The 14,566-nt window shown below is 63.4% G+C and carries 17 protein-coding genes and 2 pseudogenes; 8 read left to right on the top strand and 11 right to left on the bottom strand.

The genetic code is table 11. The features are described from left to right. Positions 1-152 precede the first annotated feature (152 nt). Complete coding sequence (locus C4900_RS15250; RefSeq protein ID WP_114283410.1) at positions 153-803, bottom strand: hypothetical protein; 651 nt, start codon at positions 801-803, stop codon at positions 153-155. A gap of 123 nt (positions 804-926) precedes the next feature. On the opposite strand from C4900_RS15250, the gene C4900_RS15245 reads away from it, so the two are divergent. After that, complete coding sequence (locus C4900_RS15245; protein WP_065970380.1) at positions 927-1,202, top strand: hypothetical protein; 276 nt, start codon at positions 927-929, stop codon at positions 1,200-1,202. A 77-nt stretch (positions 1,203-1,279) separates the two neighbouring features. Here the strand turns inward: C4900_RS15245 and C4900_RS15240 are convergent, their stop codons facing one another. From C4900_RS15240 to C4900_RS15230, 3 genes are all read right to left on the bottom strand, one after another. Beyond that, positions 1,280-1,693 carry a type II toxin-antitoxin system VapC family toxin gene (locus tag C4900_RS15240; protein ID WP_083995821.1) on the bottom strand — a complete coding sequence of 138 codons (414 nt, stop codon included), beginning with the start codon at positions 1,691-1,693 and terminating at the stop codon, positions 1,280-1,282. Beyond that, the gene (locus C4900_RS15235) at positions 1,690-1,932 is read right to left on the bottom strand and encodes an antitoxin (protein WP_065970385.1); all 243 of its coding nucleotides are present in this window, start codon (positions 1,930-1,932) and stop codon (positions 1,690-1,692) included. Before C4900_RS15235 ends, C4900_RS15240 begins: the two co-directional genes overlap by 4 nt. A gap of 291 nt (positions 1,933-2,223) precedes the next feature. Beyond that, on the bottom strand, positions 2,224-2,445 hold the full coding sequence (locus tag C4900_RS15230; protein ID WP_211307000.1) for a helix-turn-helix domain-containing protein: 222 nt from the start codon (positions 2,443-2,445) through the stop codon (positions 2,224-2,226). A 37-nt stretch (positions 2,446-2,482) separates the two neighbouring features. On the opposite strand from C4900_RS15230, the gene C4900_RS15225 reads away from it, so the two are divergent. Beyond that, positions 2,483-3,202 (top strand): RHS repeat-associated core domain-containing protein, encoded by a 720-nt coding sequence (locus C4900_RS15225; protein ID WP_211306999.1) that lies wholly within the window; start codon positions 2,483-2,485, stop codon positions 3,200-3,202. Between the two features lie 13 nt (positions 3,203-3,215). Here the strand turns inward: C4900_RS15225 and C4900_RS16780 are convergent. Next, a pseudogene (locus tag C4900_RS16780) lies at positions 3,216-4,157 on the bottom strand (ISL3 family transposase); the annotation flags it as partial. A 75-nt stretch (positions 4,158-4,232) separates the two neighbouring features. Between C4900_RS16780 and C4900_RS15210 the strand changes: the two are divergent. Further along, positions 4,233-5,767, top strand: a protein-coding gene (locus tag C4900_RS15210; RefSeq protein ID WP_233431994.1) for an IS3 family transposase whose coding sequence is annotated in 2 segments (ribosomal slippage) — positions 4,233-4,677 and positions 4,677-5,767 — 1,536 coding nt in all. Because the reading frame shifts where the segments join, the coding sequence is not laid out codon by codon here. Between the two features lie 34 nt (positions 5,768-5,801). Here C4900_RS15210 and C4900_RS15205 read toward each other — a convergent pair. After that, a pseudogene (locus tag C4900_RS15205) lies at positions 5,802-6,113 on the bottom strand (helix-turn-helix domain-containing protein); the annotation flags it as partial. A gap of 23 nt (positions 6,114-6,136) precedes the next feature. Between C4900_RS15205 and tnpA the strand changes: the two are divergent. Then, positions 6,137-6,550, top strand: coding sequence for an IS200/IS605 family transposase (gene tnpA, locus C4900_RS15200; RefSeq protein WP_114283165.1), 414 nt, complete (start codon positions 6,137-6,139; stop codon positions 6,548-6,550). 72 nt (positions 6,551-6,622) lie between these two features. Here tnpA and yihA read toward each other — a convergent pair whose 3' ends face one another. After that, the gene (gene yihA, locus C4900_RS15195) at positions 6,623-7,222 is read right to left on the bottom strand and encodes a ribosome biogenesis GTP-binding protein YihA/YsxC (protein ID WP_114283404.1); all 600 of its coding nucleotides are present in this window, start codon (positions 7,220-7,222) and stop codon (positions 6,623-6,625) included. Next, a complete protein-coding gene (rnd, locus tag C4900_RS15190) occupies positions 7,206-8,312 on the bottom strand; it encodes a ribonuclease D (RefSeq protein ID WP_114283402.1) in 1,107 nt (368 codons plus the stop codon). Before rnd ends, yihA begins: the two co-directional genes overlap by 17 nt. 111 nt (positions 8,313-8,423) lie before the next feature. Here rnd and C4900_RS15185 point away from each other — a divergent pair, with 111 nt between their 5' ends. Beyond that, positions 8,424-8,924 carry a hypothetical protein gene (locus C4900_RS15185; protein ID WP_065971511.1) on the top strand — a complete coding sequence of 167 codons (501 nt, stop codon included), beginning with the start codon at positions 8,424-8,426 and terminating at the stop codon, positions 8,922-8,924. Beyond that, positions 8,924-10,279 (top strand): UDP-N-acetylmuramate:L-alanyl-gamma-D-glutamyl-meso-diaminopimelate ligase, encoded by a 1,356-nt coding sequence (mpl, locus tag C4900_RS15180; protein WP_065971512.1) that lies wholly within the window; start codon positions 8,924-8,926, stop codon positions 10,277-10,279. The genes C4900_RS15185 and mpl overlap by 1 nt, the downstream gene beginning before the upstream one ends. Here the strand turns inward: mpl and C4900_RS15175 are convergent. Then, positions 10,269-10,763, bottom strand: coding sequence for a Crp/Fnr family transcriptional regulator (locus C4900_RS15175; RefSeq protein WP_065971513.1), 495 nt, complete (start codon positions 10,761-10,763; stop codon positions 10,269-10,271). The genes mpl and C4900_RS15175 overlap by 11 nt on opposite strands. Positions 10,764-10,876: 113 nt before the next feature. Between C4900_RS15175 and C4900_RS15170 the strand changes: the two genes are divergently transcribed. Both C4900_RS15170 and C4900_RS15165 read left to right on the top strand, forming a co-directional pair. Beyond that, entirely contained in the window at positions 10,877-11,512 is a 636-nt protein-coding gene (locus C4900_RS15170) for a thiol:disulfide interchange protein DsbA/DsbL (RefSeq protein ID WP_114283400.1), read from the top strand. Positions 11,513-11,514: 2 nt separating this feature from the next. Then, on the top strand, positions 11,515-13,146 hold the full coding sequence (locus tag C4900_RS15165) for an acetolactate synthase large subunit (protein WP_114283398.1): 1,632 nt from the start codon (positions 11,515-11,517) through the stop codon (positions 13,144-13,146). Positions 13,147-13,413: 267 nt separating this feature from the next. On the opposite strand, the gene C4900_RS15160 is transcribed toward C4900_RS15165, so the two are convergent. Both C4900_RS15160 and C4900_RS15155 read right to left on the bottom strand, forming a co-directional pair. Beyond that, a complete protein-coding gene (locus tag C4900_RS15160; protein WP_065971516.1) occupies positions 13,414-13,656 on the bottom strand; it encodes a hypothetical protein in 243 nt (80 codons plus the stop codon). 141 nt (positions 13,657-13,797) lie between these two features. Beyond that, positions 13,798-14,535: a MobA/MobL family protein gene (locus C4900_RS15155; RefSeq protein ID WP_065971517.1), complete on the bottom strand. Its 738-nt coding sequence runs from the start codon at positions 14,533-14,535 to the stop codon at positions 13,798-13,800. Positions 14,536-14,566: the final 31 nt, after the last annotated feature.

Below are 14,566 nucleotides of genomic sequence, written 5' to 3'. Positions count from 1 at the left end.
CCCAGGGTCTCGTTTATCCCCGGGCCCTCTCCCTTGTGCCCGGGGTTTTTTTATGAGCCATCATATACGCACGCATGAGCCCGCGTAAAGACGCGCTTGCCCACGTTATCAACGGACAAGGCGCGCCCTCTTCGCCGCCGTCTGCGAGGATTTCAGCGCGCCGCGGATGGCGTTCGGCGGGGGATCGCCATGGGCGTCGGGTAACGGCTCGCATAGATGGCAGTATATTGACTGTTGCCCTGCGACCACACGGCGATGACGGGCCCGCGGGTGCCGCCACTGAGGACCGGATTGCTCACCCGGGGTCCGGCCGGGGCTCCATAGAGAGCAATGAGCCGTTTTTTCAGCAGGGAGGGGATGTCGCGCAAAGCGGTGTTCTCGCCGATGCTGGGGTCATTGACCATGATCGGTGGTGTCCAGCGTTTTGTCGTCGTTTGCCGGACGGACGCGTCTATCCGGGTCTGGCCACCTATAAACTGTCGCCACACCATGATGAAATCTCCCGCGCTGTCTGTGGTCAACGCGGGCCGGCCGGGGCGCGCTTTTTCAGATCGTGGGGCCACGACTTGTTCCGGGCGGCGCCATGCACGATGACCTGACGGCAGAAAGGCGGCGTCTATGGCCCCACCCCGGCGGGGAATCACCTCGATCTCGATGGTGTTGGGGCTCGCCTTGGCCCATTGGACCTTGCCGTACACGAAGCCCTTGAAACGATAACAGCGATTCAATAATGTCGTGAGTTCCAGACTTAAGCGCGCAACCTCCTCGGAACAGGATTCGCCGCAGGTGGCTTCGGACGCCACAGCGAAGCTCGAGGCCTATTGTAAAGACACCGGCCATGCGGCCGGCAATGTCGATCGCTGGCCGGAAAGCTGGGCGGCCTCCCCGATCTGGATGTGCCCGTCGGTGAGCGGATCGTAGCCGAGATGAAACCTTTCCTTCTCGCCTTGATCGCGGAGCGGCGGACGAAGAAGACAGTGAAGAAGACCGCGGATTATCTCTGGATCCTCGGGGGCGAGATCATCCACCGAACCCACTTCGAGGAGCGCGACCGGCGACTATCCGGTCGCGCCCTTATTCTCAAGTACATTCACGCGCGGGGTGGCCCTCTCTGGAACGATGCGCGCTATGTGCGCGAGCATGAGGCCTACAATGCCGCGTGTGGCCGCCTCTACCGGTTCCTGACGGGCTCCGAGCCCTGAATTACACCCACTAATTCCGCTGAGGAGCCCCATAAGTAAATGCCGGCCGGAATGTGTTTTTGCGCAGGCATCGCAGGCTATGCCTGTAGCCAGTTCTCCACCTTCAGCTCTGGCACCCGGGAGAATTCTCGGACATTGGCGGTTACAACGGTAAGGCCCCTTGCGAGAGCGTGTGCAGCAATCAGTAGGTCATTTGGCCCAATGGGCGTCCCCTGGCGTGAGAGGTGGTGGCGCACTAATGCATACCGGTGGTCGGCGGGTATTTCCAGCGGCAGGATTTCCAGTGCTGAGCAGATCAGGTCAATGCGCTCTGCAAGTTTTGCAGAGTTTGACTTGGTTGCGCCATAGCGGAGTTCTGCGGCCACGACGATGCTGGTGCAGACAGTATCCTCGCCTGCCTTGGTGATCTGTGCTGCTACTACACCTTGCGGATTGCGGACAAGATCGGACAGGGTATTGGTGTCCAGTAAATACGCCAGCGATGCGCTCATAGCTGTACGTCATCCAGTGGAGGCAGGTCGTCATCGATATTGGGAAAGGGTTCAGTTAAGGGATCCAGGGAGGCTAGCAGCGCCAGCAGCCTCCCTTTATGAATCGGCTCCACGATCAACCGGTCACCTTCCTTGTAGATGAGGGCTTCTTCGCCCTCCAACTCAAGCTCGCGAGGGATGCGTAGTGCCTGGTTGCGCCCGTTGCGAAAGAGGCGTACGTGGCGTTCAGAAGTTGACATTCGGATATCCTCCGGCTTATTTGGCATATGCCAAAGCATATGCCAAGAGGTCCAACAAGTCAACCAAGCCTGTATAAAGTAGGCGGGTTCGCAATTTTCGGTATCGCAAGCACGCGAATCATACCCCTTATCGCTGCGGCTTTCCGTGCCCACTTCCTTGTGCAGGGCAGCAGCGCTTGAATATTTCCCGCCGCCACTGCGTAGTCCGAAGCATGATGACCGCACATTCCGATCGAAGGTGACCACGGATTCCGATCCATCGTGACCGACCCTTCTGATCTCGCCAATTGGTCACAGGAACAAAGCCGCGCTGACATGGAACCGTCTCGCGAGCCTTTTCGCGATGTCCTTACTGATCTCTCGCTTACCATTCAGGATGTCGGAGATGCGGCCTTGTGGGGCGCAGTCGGCCAAGTCGTCCTGTTTCAGTCCATGCTGCTCCAGAAGGAGGCGCAGCACCTCCTTAGGCTCGGCCTCCGGAATGGAGGTGTGCTCTTCTTCATAAGCCGCCACCTAGTCGGCTAGATAGTTCAGCACGTCGGCCAGCTCTGTGACTGCCCTCGTGACCCCGCAAGGGATGGTGGCAAACCAATACAGCTATAGCCCCTATGGGCAGATGACGACCTCGGGAAGCACCACGACCCCGCCACCCACCCCGGCCTTCGGCTACGTGGGGATGGTCTATGATTACAGTACTGGCCTTAATCTCACGCTCTACCGGGCGTATGATCCGCAATTGAGGAGGTGGCTGTCGCGGGATACGGTGGGATTTGCGGCGGGGATCAATAAGTATGCGTATGTGAACGGGAATCCGGTCTCATGGATCGATCCTTATGGGCTCGCGTGGCAATTAGTCCTTGGCGGAGGTGTGACCGTGATCACTCCATTCTTCGGCGGTGGCTTGCACTTTAATGTGGGTTTAAATATCGATGGATGGAGCTCATCAGTTTACATACAGGATCAAGCAAATGTGGGCGTAGGTGCCGGGGCGTTCGCTGGAGATGGACTAAATTTGGCGCTTGCTCATGCAGACGCGCCGACAACAGGATTGGATTCGGAAAAATATATTGAAGTCGACGTTGCTAGGGGAGGAGGCCTAGGCATAAGTGTCACAGGACATGGTTGTGGTAGCTTGGACGTTAGTGGCGCAAAGGGCTTCAAGATCGGAATTGGTTATGGAGTCGGAGCCTTCGTAGGCAATACATACACATCCACAGCGGTTTCTCCAACAGCCAGTTCAATAATCAATGCGATCCCATCTTCTTTTTAGGCTCTGTCGAATTTCATGTGGGTTGACCCGCCATATGCGGATTGATCTGCGAGAAGTCGCGTCGGCCTGCGATCAGGAAGATCACGGTGCGGATGGTCGAGAATCGGCCATAACCGCGGGCCTTGCGCTTGGCGGCCTGGAAGAGGCCATTCAGGGCCTCCAGGAAGCCATTGGTGGCCCGCGTTTGCGCCCAGGCACAAATGCCTTCAAGGTGGGATCGTACGAGGCGGGCCACGGCCTTCATGGGCTCGACTCTGGAACGGCTGACGTTGGTACACTACGGCTTCAACATCAGGCGCACGACGTTGACCTGTTTGCGGTTTAGGATCTCGCGGAGCTGCTCGCGGTACACCCGGACCTAAGCGGTGCGTTTGGTCGTCACGTCTGCCATGAGGGCATCGAGATCTTCGCGGGCGACGGCATTCAGGTGGCGGGAATCCTTCAAGAGTGTCCAACGCAGGCCCTTCAGGGCGGGATCGCGCTTTTGTTCGGCGCGACGTGTGAGGTCAAGCGCATGGGAGGCGTGCGCGATGACGGGGAACTTGTCGAAGGTGACCTGGGCGTCGGGAAACTGGCGAGCTACCCCCTTGATGAAGGCCGGCGACAGGTCGATCAAGACCTGCGTCACAGCCCCGGGATCGCCGCCATGGGCCGGGATCTCCTGGGCCAGGCGCTCGATGACCTTGGCATCGCGCTCCGAGGTTTCGGCGATGACGGCGCGCCGGGAGGCATCTGCGGCGATTGTGACATAGTCGTGGCCCCGCGCCTTGGAGGTCTCGTCGATGGCCAGGCTCTCCACTCCGGAGAGATCCTGCTGGGCCACGGCGAGATCGACATAGCGCTCGCACAGGCCCATGACGCGGTGGAGACTCACTCCCGTCAGGCGCGCCACCGCCCGAAAGGGCATCTCCCGGCAGAACGTGAGGATCAACGCCTCGAAGAGGAGCGTGAAACCCCCCCTGTGTCAGCATTGTTGTCGTATGGTTTTTCCTAGAAGTCCATCCTCAGGGGGCGGCAAAAAGAGAGTCACATGGCCACTTATGCATCGGGACGGAAAGAAGCGGTTTGCCGGAGGCTTATGGATCCCAAGGGGGTCTCGTTAGCCGAACTCGCTCGCGATACCGGGATCGGGGAGAGTACGCTCTATAATTGGCGCAAACAGTTACACACCTCAGGAGCCCTTGTGTCCCCCCAAAAGACTCAGAAGTCGTGGTCCTCTGCGGAGAAGTTCGCCGTAGTCTTGGAGACCGCTCGCATGAACGAGGCCGAGCGCGCGGAATATGCCCGGCGCAAGGGCCTCTATGTCGAACAGATCGCCGTCTGGACTCTCGCCTGCCGGGATGCCAATGGCGCCTTGGTCGAGCGTCCTGAGGGCCGTGCGGATAAAAAACGCATTCATGAACTGGAACGCGAACTCAACCGGAAAGAGAAGGCGCTGGCGGAAGCCGCGGCATTGCTGGTCCTCCGAAAAAAAGCCCAAGCGATCTGGGGGGACGAGGACGTATGATCTCGCTTTCCGATCGCCAACACGCCGTGACCCTCATCGATGAGGCCATAGGGAACGGCGCGCGCCGGATGCCAGCCGCCCAGATCCTGGGCTTGAGCGTGCGCACCGTCGAGCGCTGGCGTACCGAGGGTACGGGGACCGTACGGGCCGATCAGAGACCCACGGCGGTACGTCCCCCGCCCGCGCGGCGACTGAGTAGCGCCGAACGCGCCGAGGTCTTGGAGATCGCCCATAGCCCGGCCTTTGCGAGCCTGCCACCGTCCCAGATTGTGCCGAAACTGGCCGATCAGGGGCGCTATGTGGCCTCGGAATCGACCTTCTACCGCGTATTGAAGGCCGCCGACCTGCAACACCATCGAGGCCGGGCCAAGGCCCCTGTCCGCCGCCGCCCCACCAGTCATTGTGCGACGGGCCCCAATCAAGTGTGGTGTTGGGATATCACCTGGCTACCCGCCGCCCTCAAGGGCACGTACTACTCCTGGTACATGATCCTCGACCTCTACAGCCGCAAGATCGTAGGGCACGAGGTCCATGCCGTGGAATCGGCGGACCATGCCAGTGTGCTGATCCGGCGGGCGAGCCTCGCTGAGGGCCTGTCAGGACGACCCCTGGTGCTGCACTCAGACAACGGCGGCGCCATGAAGGGATCGACGATGCTGGCGACTCTGGAGGCCCTAGGCATCGCCCCGTCCTTTAGCCGTCCCCGGGTGAGTAACGACAACCCCTATGCCGAGGCGCTCTTCCGTACGGGTAAATATCGCCCCGAGTATCCGACGAGACCCTTCGCGGATGTAGCGGCCGCTCAGGCCTGGGTGTTGCGCTTCGTGCGGTGGTATAACGAAGACCACCAGCACAGCGGCATTCGTTTCGTGACCCCTGCCCAACGTCATACGGGCGAGGCGTTCCGCATCATCGAGCGGCGCAAACAGGTCTACGAACAGGCCCGCGCTCAACACCCCGAACGCTGGTCACAGACCCTCCGCAACTGGGATCTACCAGCCGTAGTGTGGCTCAATCCGGAACGCGCCCCATCCGAGCTGTTATCGGAGGCGGCCTAAGCTGTTCCATACGACATCTATGTTGACAAACGCCGGCGTGCTTGGCGAAGAAGTTGGCGTAGGCCCGCTCCAAGTCCTCGAGCGTCTGCTGCAGCGGGTGAACGGGCGCGTCCGCAAGCCAGGCCGCCGTGCGGCCGGATGGCAGCGGGGCGCCATTGCGCCATGCGGTGAGTTCCTTGCACAGTCCGGCGTAGCCAAGCCTCTTCTCGCCACGCTCGTAGCGTTTCTTCTGTAAAGCCAGCGCCTCATTGAACACGACACGGCACGAGCCGGCGAAGCGGCGCATCTGACGCTGCTCATCGCCAGTCGGTATCAGTTCATACTTGAAGGCTTGGAGGCGCTGCATAGATCAAATTATACTCTTGGTCTATGAGCAATGACAACGATATTCGACACGGACGGCACTGCGTCTTCAAGATGCATGTACATTTGGTCTTTGTGGCGAAATACCGTCGCAAGGTATTCGACGGCGACGCCATCGAGCGGCTGCGCATCATCTTCGCCAAAACCTGTGCCGACTTCGAGGCGCAATTGATCGAGATGGACGGCGAGGACGATCATGTGCATCTACTGGTCGAATACCCGCCCAAGGTCGCCGTCTCAAACCTCGTGAACAGCCTCAAGGGCGTGTCCAGTCGATTACTGCGCAAAGAGCGCCCCGACGTTCACAAGCGCTACTGGAATGGCGTTCTCTGGTCGCCGTCCTACTTTGCGTCCTCTTGCGGGGGCGCCCCGATCTCTATCGTGCGGCAGTACATTGAGCAGCAACAGACACCACACTGAAAGCCCAGGACGGCTACGCCGCCCGCGCCATCCTTCCCCGCCCTGAACGGGCGGGGCTTGTCGCGCACTGGGTCAATCGATCGGCGCGGACGGCGCGAGACCGAGCCATTCCAGAACGATCGCCTGGGTCTCTTCCAGGCCATCCCCGGCATGCGCGGAGAACGGCAGGAGGTAGGCGGTCTCGGGGGCGATCTTCGCCAGCTCGCGAACGAGGCGTTGGCGCTCGCCGCGATTGATCTTGTCGGCCTTGGAGAGCAGGACCAGGGTGGGGAGGTCGTTGCGGTTGTGGAGCAGGGCGTGATCTTCGGCCTTCAGGCCCTGGCGAATGTCGGCCAGCAGCACCAGACCCTTCAGGCTCCGGCGCCTTTCGAGATAGTCGGCCGTGAGCGTAAGGAAGGTGTGACGCAACGCCTGCGGGATCTTGGCGTAGCCGTAGCCCGGGAGGTCGACCAGGCGATGCCCCGGCGAGAGCGCGAAGACGTTCAGCTGTTGCGTGCGCCCTGGCGTCTTGCTCACGCGCGCGAGACCCGTCTGTCCGGTCAGGGCGTTCAGGGCGCTCGACTTGCCGGCGTTCGAGCGGCCCACGAAAGCCACCTCCGCGCCGGTGTCCGGGGGGAGGTCGCGTACCCGCGGGGCGCCGAGCAGAAACACCGCATCACGCAGCGTCGGCATGGCGTTCCGCGATCTCGGCGAGCAGGCGCTCGCCCTCCGTCCCGAGGACCTCGGCGCGCCAGCCGCGGGCGAGGTTCCCGGGAGCGGCGCCTTGCGCGACCTCTTTCAGGGTCCGGCGTGAGCCGATGACGCCCCCCTGGATACCCAGGGTCTGGGCGCGCGCGTCGATCAGGGCCGCTAGCGCCTGATACAGGCGCTCCTCGTCGGGATCGAGACGCGCCGCGGGCCAGGGATGGAGCGGCCGGTCCGGGGCCTCCTGGACTACGCTTAACAGGTGATCACCGAGACGTCGGATCTGGCGGTCGTCCAGTCCGCGCCGCTGCGCCAAATCCGCATGGCCCTTCGGCGGCCGGGCGGCAAGATCCCAAAGGACCGCATCCGCCACCACCCACGCGCGCGGGAGATTGGCCTTACGGGCCGCGTCCTCGCGCCACAGGAGCAGGGCCTGGAACAGGGCCTGCGCGGGTACCGACAGGTTCGCGCCCTGGCGATAACGGCGCACCAGCTGTTCGGGCGAGAAGCGATAGAGCCCGGGGTCGTTCAAGGCCGCGCAATCTTCGACGAGCCACGCGCTGCGCCCCAGGCGCTCGAGTTCCGCGAGCAGTGCGGCACGCAAGGCCTCGAGATGCCGCACGTCGTCTTGCGCATAGGCGAGTTGGCGATCGCTTAAGGGGCGCGCCGCCCAGTTGGTGCGCGTGGCGTCCTTGGCGAGATCCACCTTGAGTAATTGCGCTACGAGATTCGCATACCCGATCTGCTCGTCATAACCCACGAGCGCCGCCGCCATCTGGGTGTCGAACAACGGCGCCGGCAGGGCGCCGGTCTCCTGCAAAAGCAGCTCCAGGTCCTGTCGACCGGCGTGCAAGACCTTGATCCCCGGACCCGCGAGCGCCCGGCCAAGCGGCGCGATGTCGAGAGGCAGGGGGTCGACGAGCGTAATGGTGTCGGGGGTTGCGACCTGGATCAGGCAGAGCCTCGCGTAGTAGGTGCGCTCGCGCACGAACTCGGTGTCGAGACCCGTCCAGGGAGCCGCGGTGATGGCGGCGGCCAGTGCGGTGAGGGCCGCGCCGTCTGTCAGAAGTTCGGTCATGAGTCGGCCAGTGTAGAGGGATGCGGCGTTTTGTTCCAGCCGCGAAGCAGTTTATCATCCGCCATTATGTCTTCATCCTCGCCCGTATCTCGCTTTCGTGCGTGCCCCTAGATGCGGGCGCTGCTCAAATTGTTTCTCGACATCGGGTTTTTGGTGGGCCGCCCGCAGGATCTCCCGGCCTCGCGGGCCTTGCTGGTGCTCGCCGCGGTCTTGGCGCTGGCCACCAACTATGCGGTCGACACCGGTTTTTCGCATGATATCCAGCGGCTCGGCTTCGCCGTTGCCCAGACCTCCTTGCTGGGCCTGTGGATTGCGGCCTTCATCGCCATCCGCCGGTTGTGGGTGCGCTACGCGCAGACCATGACCGCGGTCTACGGCAGCAACGTGCTCATCAATCTCGTCACCTGGCCCCTGTCGTTTGGCCATGGCTTCGGCGCCCTGGGGTCTGAGATCCTGGCCATTGTCCTGGCAGTGTGGTTCACGGCCATCGTCACCAAGATCCTCTGGCACGCCCTGGAGCTCCCGCTGCCCTTGAGCGCGCTCATGACCTTGACCGGGATCTTCGTGAGCGGCTGGATCCTTATCACCCTCTTTCCTTTACCCAAAAGCTGATGCGTATCCATATTCTCGGAATCGGTGGGACATTCATGGGGGGGCTTGCGCTGTTGGCGCGGGCCTCGGGGCTTGCAGTGACCGGATCCGATCGCGGGGTCTATCCCCCCATGAGCGACCAGTTGCAAGCGAGTGGCATCGCCGTCAGCGAGGGCTATGACGCCCTGCCGACACCGGCCCCGGATCTGGTGGTCATCGGCAATGCCCTCTCGCGCGGCAATCCGGCGGTGGAGGAGGTCTTGAATGCCGGCATCCCCTACGTCTCGGGCCCCCAGTGGCTGGCCGAGCAGGTCTTGCGCGACCGCTTCGTCATCGCCGTGGCCGGGACCCATGGCAAGACCACCGTCACGAGCCTGGTCACCTGGATCCTGGAGCAGGCCGGACTCGATCCGGGATTTCTGATCGGCGGCGTCCCGCAGGACTTCGGGGTATCGGCACGGCTTACGCCGTCGCGCTTCTTCGTGGTCGAGGCCGACGAGTACGACACCGCGTTTTTCGACAAGCGCGCCAAGTTCATCCACTATCGGCCGCGGGCCTTGATCTTGAATAACTTGGAGTACGATCACGCCGACATCTATCCGGATCTTGCGTCGATCTCCCGGCAATTCCAGTATCTACTGCGAATCGTCCCCGGTACCGGTCTAGTCATCGCCAACGGCGCCGACCGCGCCCTTGGCGATGTGATCGCAGCCGGCGTCTGGACCCCGGTCGAGTATTTCTCGAGAGCCGATGGCTGGGAGGCGCGGCTGCTGGCCGCCGACGGCAGCGCCTTTACGGTGAGCCTACGGGGGCACGAGATCGGCACCGTGCAGTGGTCGCTGCTCGGTCGTCACAATGTCGCCAATGCCCTGGCAGCGGTGAGCGCGGCGCGCTTCGCCGGGGTTCCGGCGGACATCGCCTTGCGGGCGCTCGCGACCTTTCGTGGGGTGAAGAGGCGTCTTGAGGTGTCCGGGAGCGCGCGCGGCGTTACCGTCTATGATGATTTCGCCCATCACCCGACCGCCATACGCGCGACACTCGAGGCCCTGAAGGCGCGCGTCGCGCCCGCGCGCGTCCTCGCCGTCCTGGAACCGCGTTCGAATACCATGCGCCAGGGGGTGCATCGCGACACCCTCGGCCCGTCGCTGGCCCTAGCCGACGCGACCTACGTCTTTGCCCCGCCGGATATCGGTTGGGATGTCGAGGCGGCGCTGCGCGGGCTCGGCGAGCGCGCGCGCGTCTACCATAGCCACGAGGCCCTGATCGCCGATCTCGCTACCGATGCGCGCCCCGGCGACCACATCCTCATCATGAGCAACGGCGGGTTCGCGGGTCTCCATCGCCGCCTGCTCGCGGCCCTTGAGGCTAACGCTTGATGCCGCCCCCGTGGATGTATTGGGAGAAGCCGGCGACGTCGTTACTGACGCGCCGGAATAGATGGTCGAGGCTGATCACGGCGTGCTCGAGGAGGTTCACCGCGATATAGGGGTGCTCGACCCGTATGCGCTTGTACTTGGCGCGCGAGAGCAGCAACACGCGCGTGTCATCGGATTTCGCACGCATGCGCGCCGAACGCGGTTTGCGGTCGAAAAACGACATCTCACCCATGAGCTCGCCCTCGGTCATGCGCCCGACCTCGCTTTCCTGCCCGCCATCGTCGTAATAGAGGGCCACTTCGCCCTTGACCACGAAGTACAAGGCCTCGCCGACCTCGCCGATATCGGCGATCGTCTCGTTCTTGCGAAACTGCACGAGCTCGGTATAGTCGAGCAGCGTCTCGACCTCCTTGATGGTCAATGACTCGCACAGATATTGATGCGTCAGAAACTCTGCCAATTCGACCTTGGACTTGCCTGCCATACCTCGTTCCCCGGTGCTCCGCGCGGCCTGCGCATAGGATAGCCGCTGTCATGGGGGAACACAAAAACGGCTACAATGAGGACGGTATCATCCATTATTGAGGAGATGGCGCAATGAGGAGACAGTTGGCCCTGGTCCTGGGCCTGATCTTGCCTTTGGTGATTTCCACCGCCCAAGCGAACGTGGTCGAGAGCATGGAGTACGTGCGCGTCAGTCCCGCGCAACCGGTGCCCCCGGGCCCCAAGATCCTCGTGCAGGAGGTGTTCTGGTATGGTTGTCCGCATTGCTTCCATCTGCAGCCGGTCTTGAACCGCTGGCTCGCGCATAAGCCGGCCGATGTCATTTTCGAGCGCCAGGCGGCGGCCATCAGCCCCTACTGGCTCCCGCAGGCCCGCGCCTTCTTCACCTTCAAGGACCTTGGTCTCTTGTCGGCCCTGCACGACAAATTCTTTAATGCCATCCATATCCACCATGAGGTCCTGGACAATGCCGCCACGATCTCCGCATGGGCGGCGCGTCATAGTCATGTAAGCGCGGCACGTTTCAAGGCCGTCTACCGGTCCTTTGCCGTGGGCCTCGCGGTACGCAAGGCCCGTCAGCAGCAGACCGAGGAGGACATACACTCAGTGCCGACCTTTGTCGTCGACGGGCGTTACCGCACGAATCCGAGCCTGGCCGGTGGGCGACGCCAGATGCTGCGCGTGGTCGACTACCTTGTCCACAAGGCGCTACGCCGGCAGGGGCACTGATCGTGAACGCCGCCCAGCTGTTCGTCCGCGCACTGGAAAACGAAGGGGTCGAGTACATCTTCGGGATCCCGGGCGAGGAGAACCTGGGCCTCATGGACGCCCTGCTCGATTCGCCCATACGATTCGTCACCACCCGCCACGAGCAGGGTGCGGCGTTCATGGCCGACGTCTATGGCCGGCTCACCCATCGCGCCGGCGTATGTCTGGCGACGCTCGGTCCGGGCGCCACCAATCTCGTGACCGGTGTCGCCGACGCCAACATGGATCGTGCCCCACTCGTGGCCATCGCGGGACAGGCCTCGACGTTGCGCCTGCACAAGGAGTCCCATCAGGTCTTGAATCTCGTGAACCTGTTCGCACCGATCACCAAGTATGCCGTTCAGGTGCTCGAGCCGGATACCGTGACCGAGGTGGTGCGCAAGGCCTTCAAGCTCGCGCAGATCGAGAAGCCTGGCGCGTGTTTCATAGACTTCCCGGAGAACGTGGCCGCGCGCCCCGCTACGGGCTCTTTCCTGAAGGTCCAGGCGGCCCCGGCGCCTTATCCGGCGGCCTCGCAGGTCGCGGAGGCCGCGAGCGTCATCGCCGCCGCCCACTTTCCGATCATCATGGCCGGCAACGGCGTGATACGAGGGCGCGGCTGCGACGCGCTCGTGCATTTCGCCGAGCGGCTCAATATCCCGGTCGCCACGACCTTCATGGCCAAGGGCGCGATCCCGGCGTCCCACCCCTTATGTCTGGGCACCGTCGGACTCCAGGCCCACGATTACATCTCCTGCGGTTTCGATCGGGCCGACGTCATCATCTGCATCGGCTATGATATCGTCGAATACCCGCCCGTCCTCTGGCACAAGACCGCCGATCGTCAAATCGTGCACATCGATCTGCGCGCCGCGGAGGTCGACGCCCACTACATCGTGACCGCAGGTGTCATCGGCGACTACGCGGTGACGCTGCCGGCCATCGCCGATCGCGTGACCAGCCGTCTCCCGGACCGCTTCGCGAATCTGCGTGAGCTGATCCGGCGCGAATTGAACGGCTTCCGTCATGACGCGACCTTCCCCGTCAAACCCCAGCGCGTGGTCGGTGATCTGCGCGAGGCCCTGGGGCCCGAGGACATCGTCGTGTGTGACGTGGGTGCCCACAAACTCTGGATGGCCCGCCTCTACGATGCTGAGCGCCCTAATACCTGCATCATATCGAACGGCTTCGCGAGCATGGGCATCGCCGTGCCCGGGGCCTTGGCGGCCACGCTCGCGGTGCCTGGGAGGCGCGTCGTGGCGGTGACTGGGGATGCCGGATTTCTCATGAATTCCCAGGAGATCGAGACCGCCATGCGCCTCAAGGTCGCGTTCGTGGTGCTTATCTGGAATGACAACTGCTACGGCCTCATCGAATGGAAGCAGCAGTTGCATTATCAGAGAACCGGCAACGTGCGCTTTACGAACCCCGACTTCGTCCAATATGCCCGGGCCTTCGGAGCCGACGGCTATCGCATCGAGCGCGCCGAGGATCTGCTGCCTACGTTGCGCAAGGCCCTCATGACGCCGACTGTGACGCTCATCGACTGCCCGGTCGATTACACTGAGAATATCCGTCTGACCGAGGAGTTGGGCCAGATGATCTGTCCGACCTGAGCGTGCCGCCATCAGCGGTCCCCGCGGGCGGACGCGGGGCGCCGGCCACGAGCGGCGCGCACGGTATTTCGTTGGGTCTTTATCGCCAAGGCCGGCGAGCGGTAGGCAGGATGTCAGGACGACCAGCCCCCCGCGATCGTCGTCCGGTTTCGGACAGGGCCCGTGCCGAGGCATCCGCGAGGCCCGGTAAGCGACCGCCGCGCATCGCTCGCGCCGCCCCTCCGACACGCGATGCCCGCGATCTATGGCGTTACGCAACGCCCGGCGTCAGCCGTTCCTGCGCCCCCCTTGTTGCGGGCCGTCGGCCATGAGCAGCAGCACGCCGCCCACGACCACGGCCCCGGCGCCTACCCACATTGGAATATCGACGTGACGTTTGTGCTTCACGGATAAGGCGAGCGGCCCGAGTTGGGCCTCCTTGGTCTTGTGTGTGTAGCTAAAGCCGCCGTAGGCCGCGCCCAGGATCCCCAGGACGACGAGCAGTATGCCGACGATCCTCACGACATTCATTGACAGATACCCCTCCAGTTGTCGCGCAAAGGGACGAGCTTAGGCCATCCGCGTCCACGATACGCCCGGCCAAGGCCGGAGGGCTGGCATGACCAGAGACGGCCTCCGTCGGGCCGCTCTCGGCACGGCAGGTCAGGTCATCTAGCGGTCGCGCGCGAGGTCTTGTCGCTGGCCCGGTGCGCGCTCGCGCCCTCGCAGCCTAGACCACGGCCGCCATCGGCGGCCTGCGGGATGGGCTGCGAGGGCTTGTAAGGCCGCGCGGCTTTGCCCTTGGCGCGTGGCGACCCCGCGGCGCGCGAGCGCCTGCGCGCGGCCCGGCAAGACGACGGCGGGGCGAGATGCCACGCTGTCATTGGTGAGCCCCCACCATGCGCAGTGCCGACGCCACTGGGCGCGCAGCGCCAGGCGCTCCCTGCGGTGCCCTGATCCCGCGGCGACGCTATTGCTCGTAACAGGCGGCCATGCGGGGCCTGCCAGGGCGTGGGCATGGAGGTTGCCGGATTTGTCGTAGTGGATATGCCAGTCCACGGCCCGTCCCCGCGCCACGAATGCCTCATTCAGAAAGTCGCGCACAAAGGCCGCGTGCGCCGGCAGCGGCCGGCCTCGCGGGAGCCCCATGACGAGCTCGTAAGCGCAGGCCCCGGCGCCGTGCATGCCCGGGTTTTCCATCGTATTCCAGAGCCGCTCGGGATCCGCCGCATGGGCGGCCAGCGCCCTGGGGAGTGACAGCTCCGACCATGCAAGCCCGGGGCGCTGCGAGAAGTCGAAGACCCGACCGCATCGCCAGTCGCGCAGCCGGCGTCTCCCGCAATAGGCGGCATGCGCCACCAGACCGTCTTTGTCGCCGGGGCGCCGCGCGCGTATGGACAAGATGGGCATCACACCAGGCCTCCCGGCATATCCCCGATAG

The sequence above is a fragment of the Acidiferrobacter thiooxydans genome (assembly GCF_003333315.1).
GTDB classification, from domain to species: domain Bacteria; phylum Pseudomonadota; class Gammaproteobacteria; order Acidiferrobacterales; family Acidiferrobacteraceae; genus Acidiferrobacter; species Acidiferrobacter thiooxydans.
This window is presented reverse-complemented; position numbering and strand designations above follow the sequence as displayed.

Bases quoted from the DNA above. Each gene is read 5' to 3' on its own strand.
- C4900_RS15245 (WP_065970380.1), top strand. From the start codon at position 927: ATGAAACCTTTCCTTCTCGCCTTGATCGCGGAGCGGCGGACGAAGAAG.
- C4900_RS15240 (WP_083995821.1), bottom strand. From the start codon at position 1,693: ATGAGCGCATCGCTGGCGTATTTACTGGACACCAATACCCTGTCCGAT.
- C4900_RS15235 (WP_065970385.1), bottom strand. From the start codon at position 1,932: ATGTCAACTTCTGAACGCCACGTACGCCTCTTTCGCAACGGGCGCAAC.
- tnpA (WP_114283165.1), top strand. From the start codon at position 6,137: ATGAGCAATGACAACGATATTCGACACGGACGGCACTGCGTCTTCAAG.
- yihA (WP_114283404.1), bottom strand. From the start codon at position 7,222: ATGCCGACGCTGCGTGATGCGGTGTTTCTGCTCGGCGCCCCGCGGGTA.
- rnd (WP_114283402.1), bottom strand. From the start codon at position 8,312: ATGACCGAACTTCTGACAGACGGCGCGGCCCTCACCGCACTGGCCGCC.
- C4900_RS15185 (WP_065971511.1), top strand. From the start codon at position 8,424: ATGCGGGCGCTGCTCAAATTGTTTCTCGACATCGGGTTTTTGGTGGGC.
- mpl (WP_065971512.1), top strand. From the start codon at position 8,924: ATGCGTATCCATATTCTCGGAATCGGTGGGACATTCATGGGGGGGCTT.
- C4900_RS15175 (WP_065971513.1), bottom strand. From the start codon at position 10,763: ATGGCAGGCAAGTCCAAGGTCGAATTGGCAGAGTTTCTGACGCATCAA.
- C4900_RS15170 (WP_114283400.1), top strand. From the start codon at position 10,877: ATGAGGAGACAGTTGGCCCTGGTCCTGGGCCTGATCTTGCCTTTGGTG.
- C4900_RS15160 (WP_065971516.1), bottom strand. From the start codon at position 13,656: ATGAATGTCGTGAGGATCGTCGGCATACTGCTCGTCGTCCTGGGGATC.
- C4900_RS15155 (WP_065971517.1), bottom strand. From the start codon at position 14,535: ATGCCCATCTTGTCCATACGCGCGCGGCGCCCCGGCGACAAAGACGGT.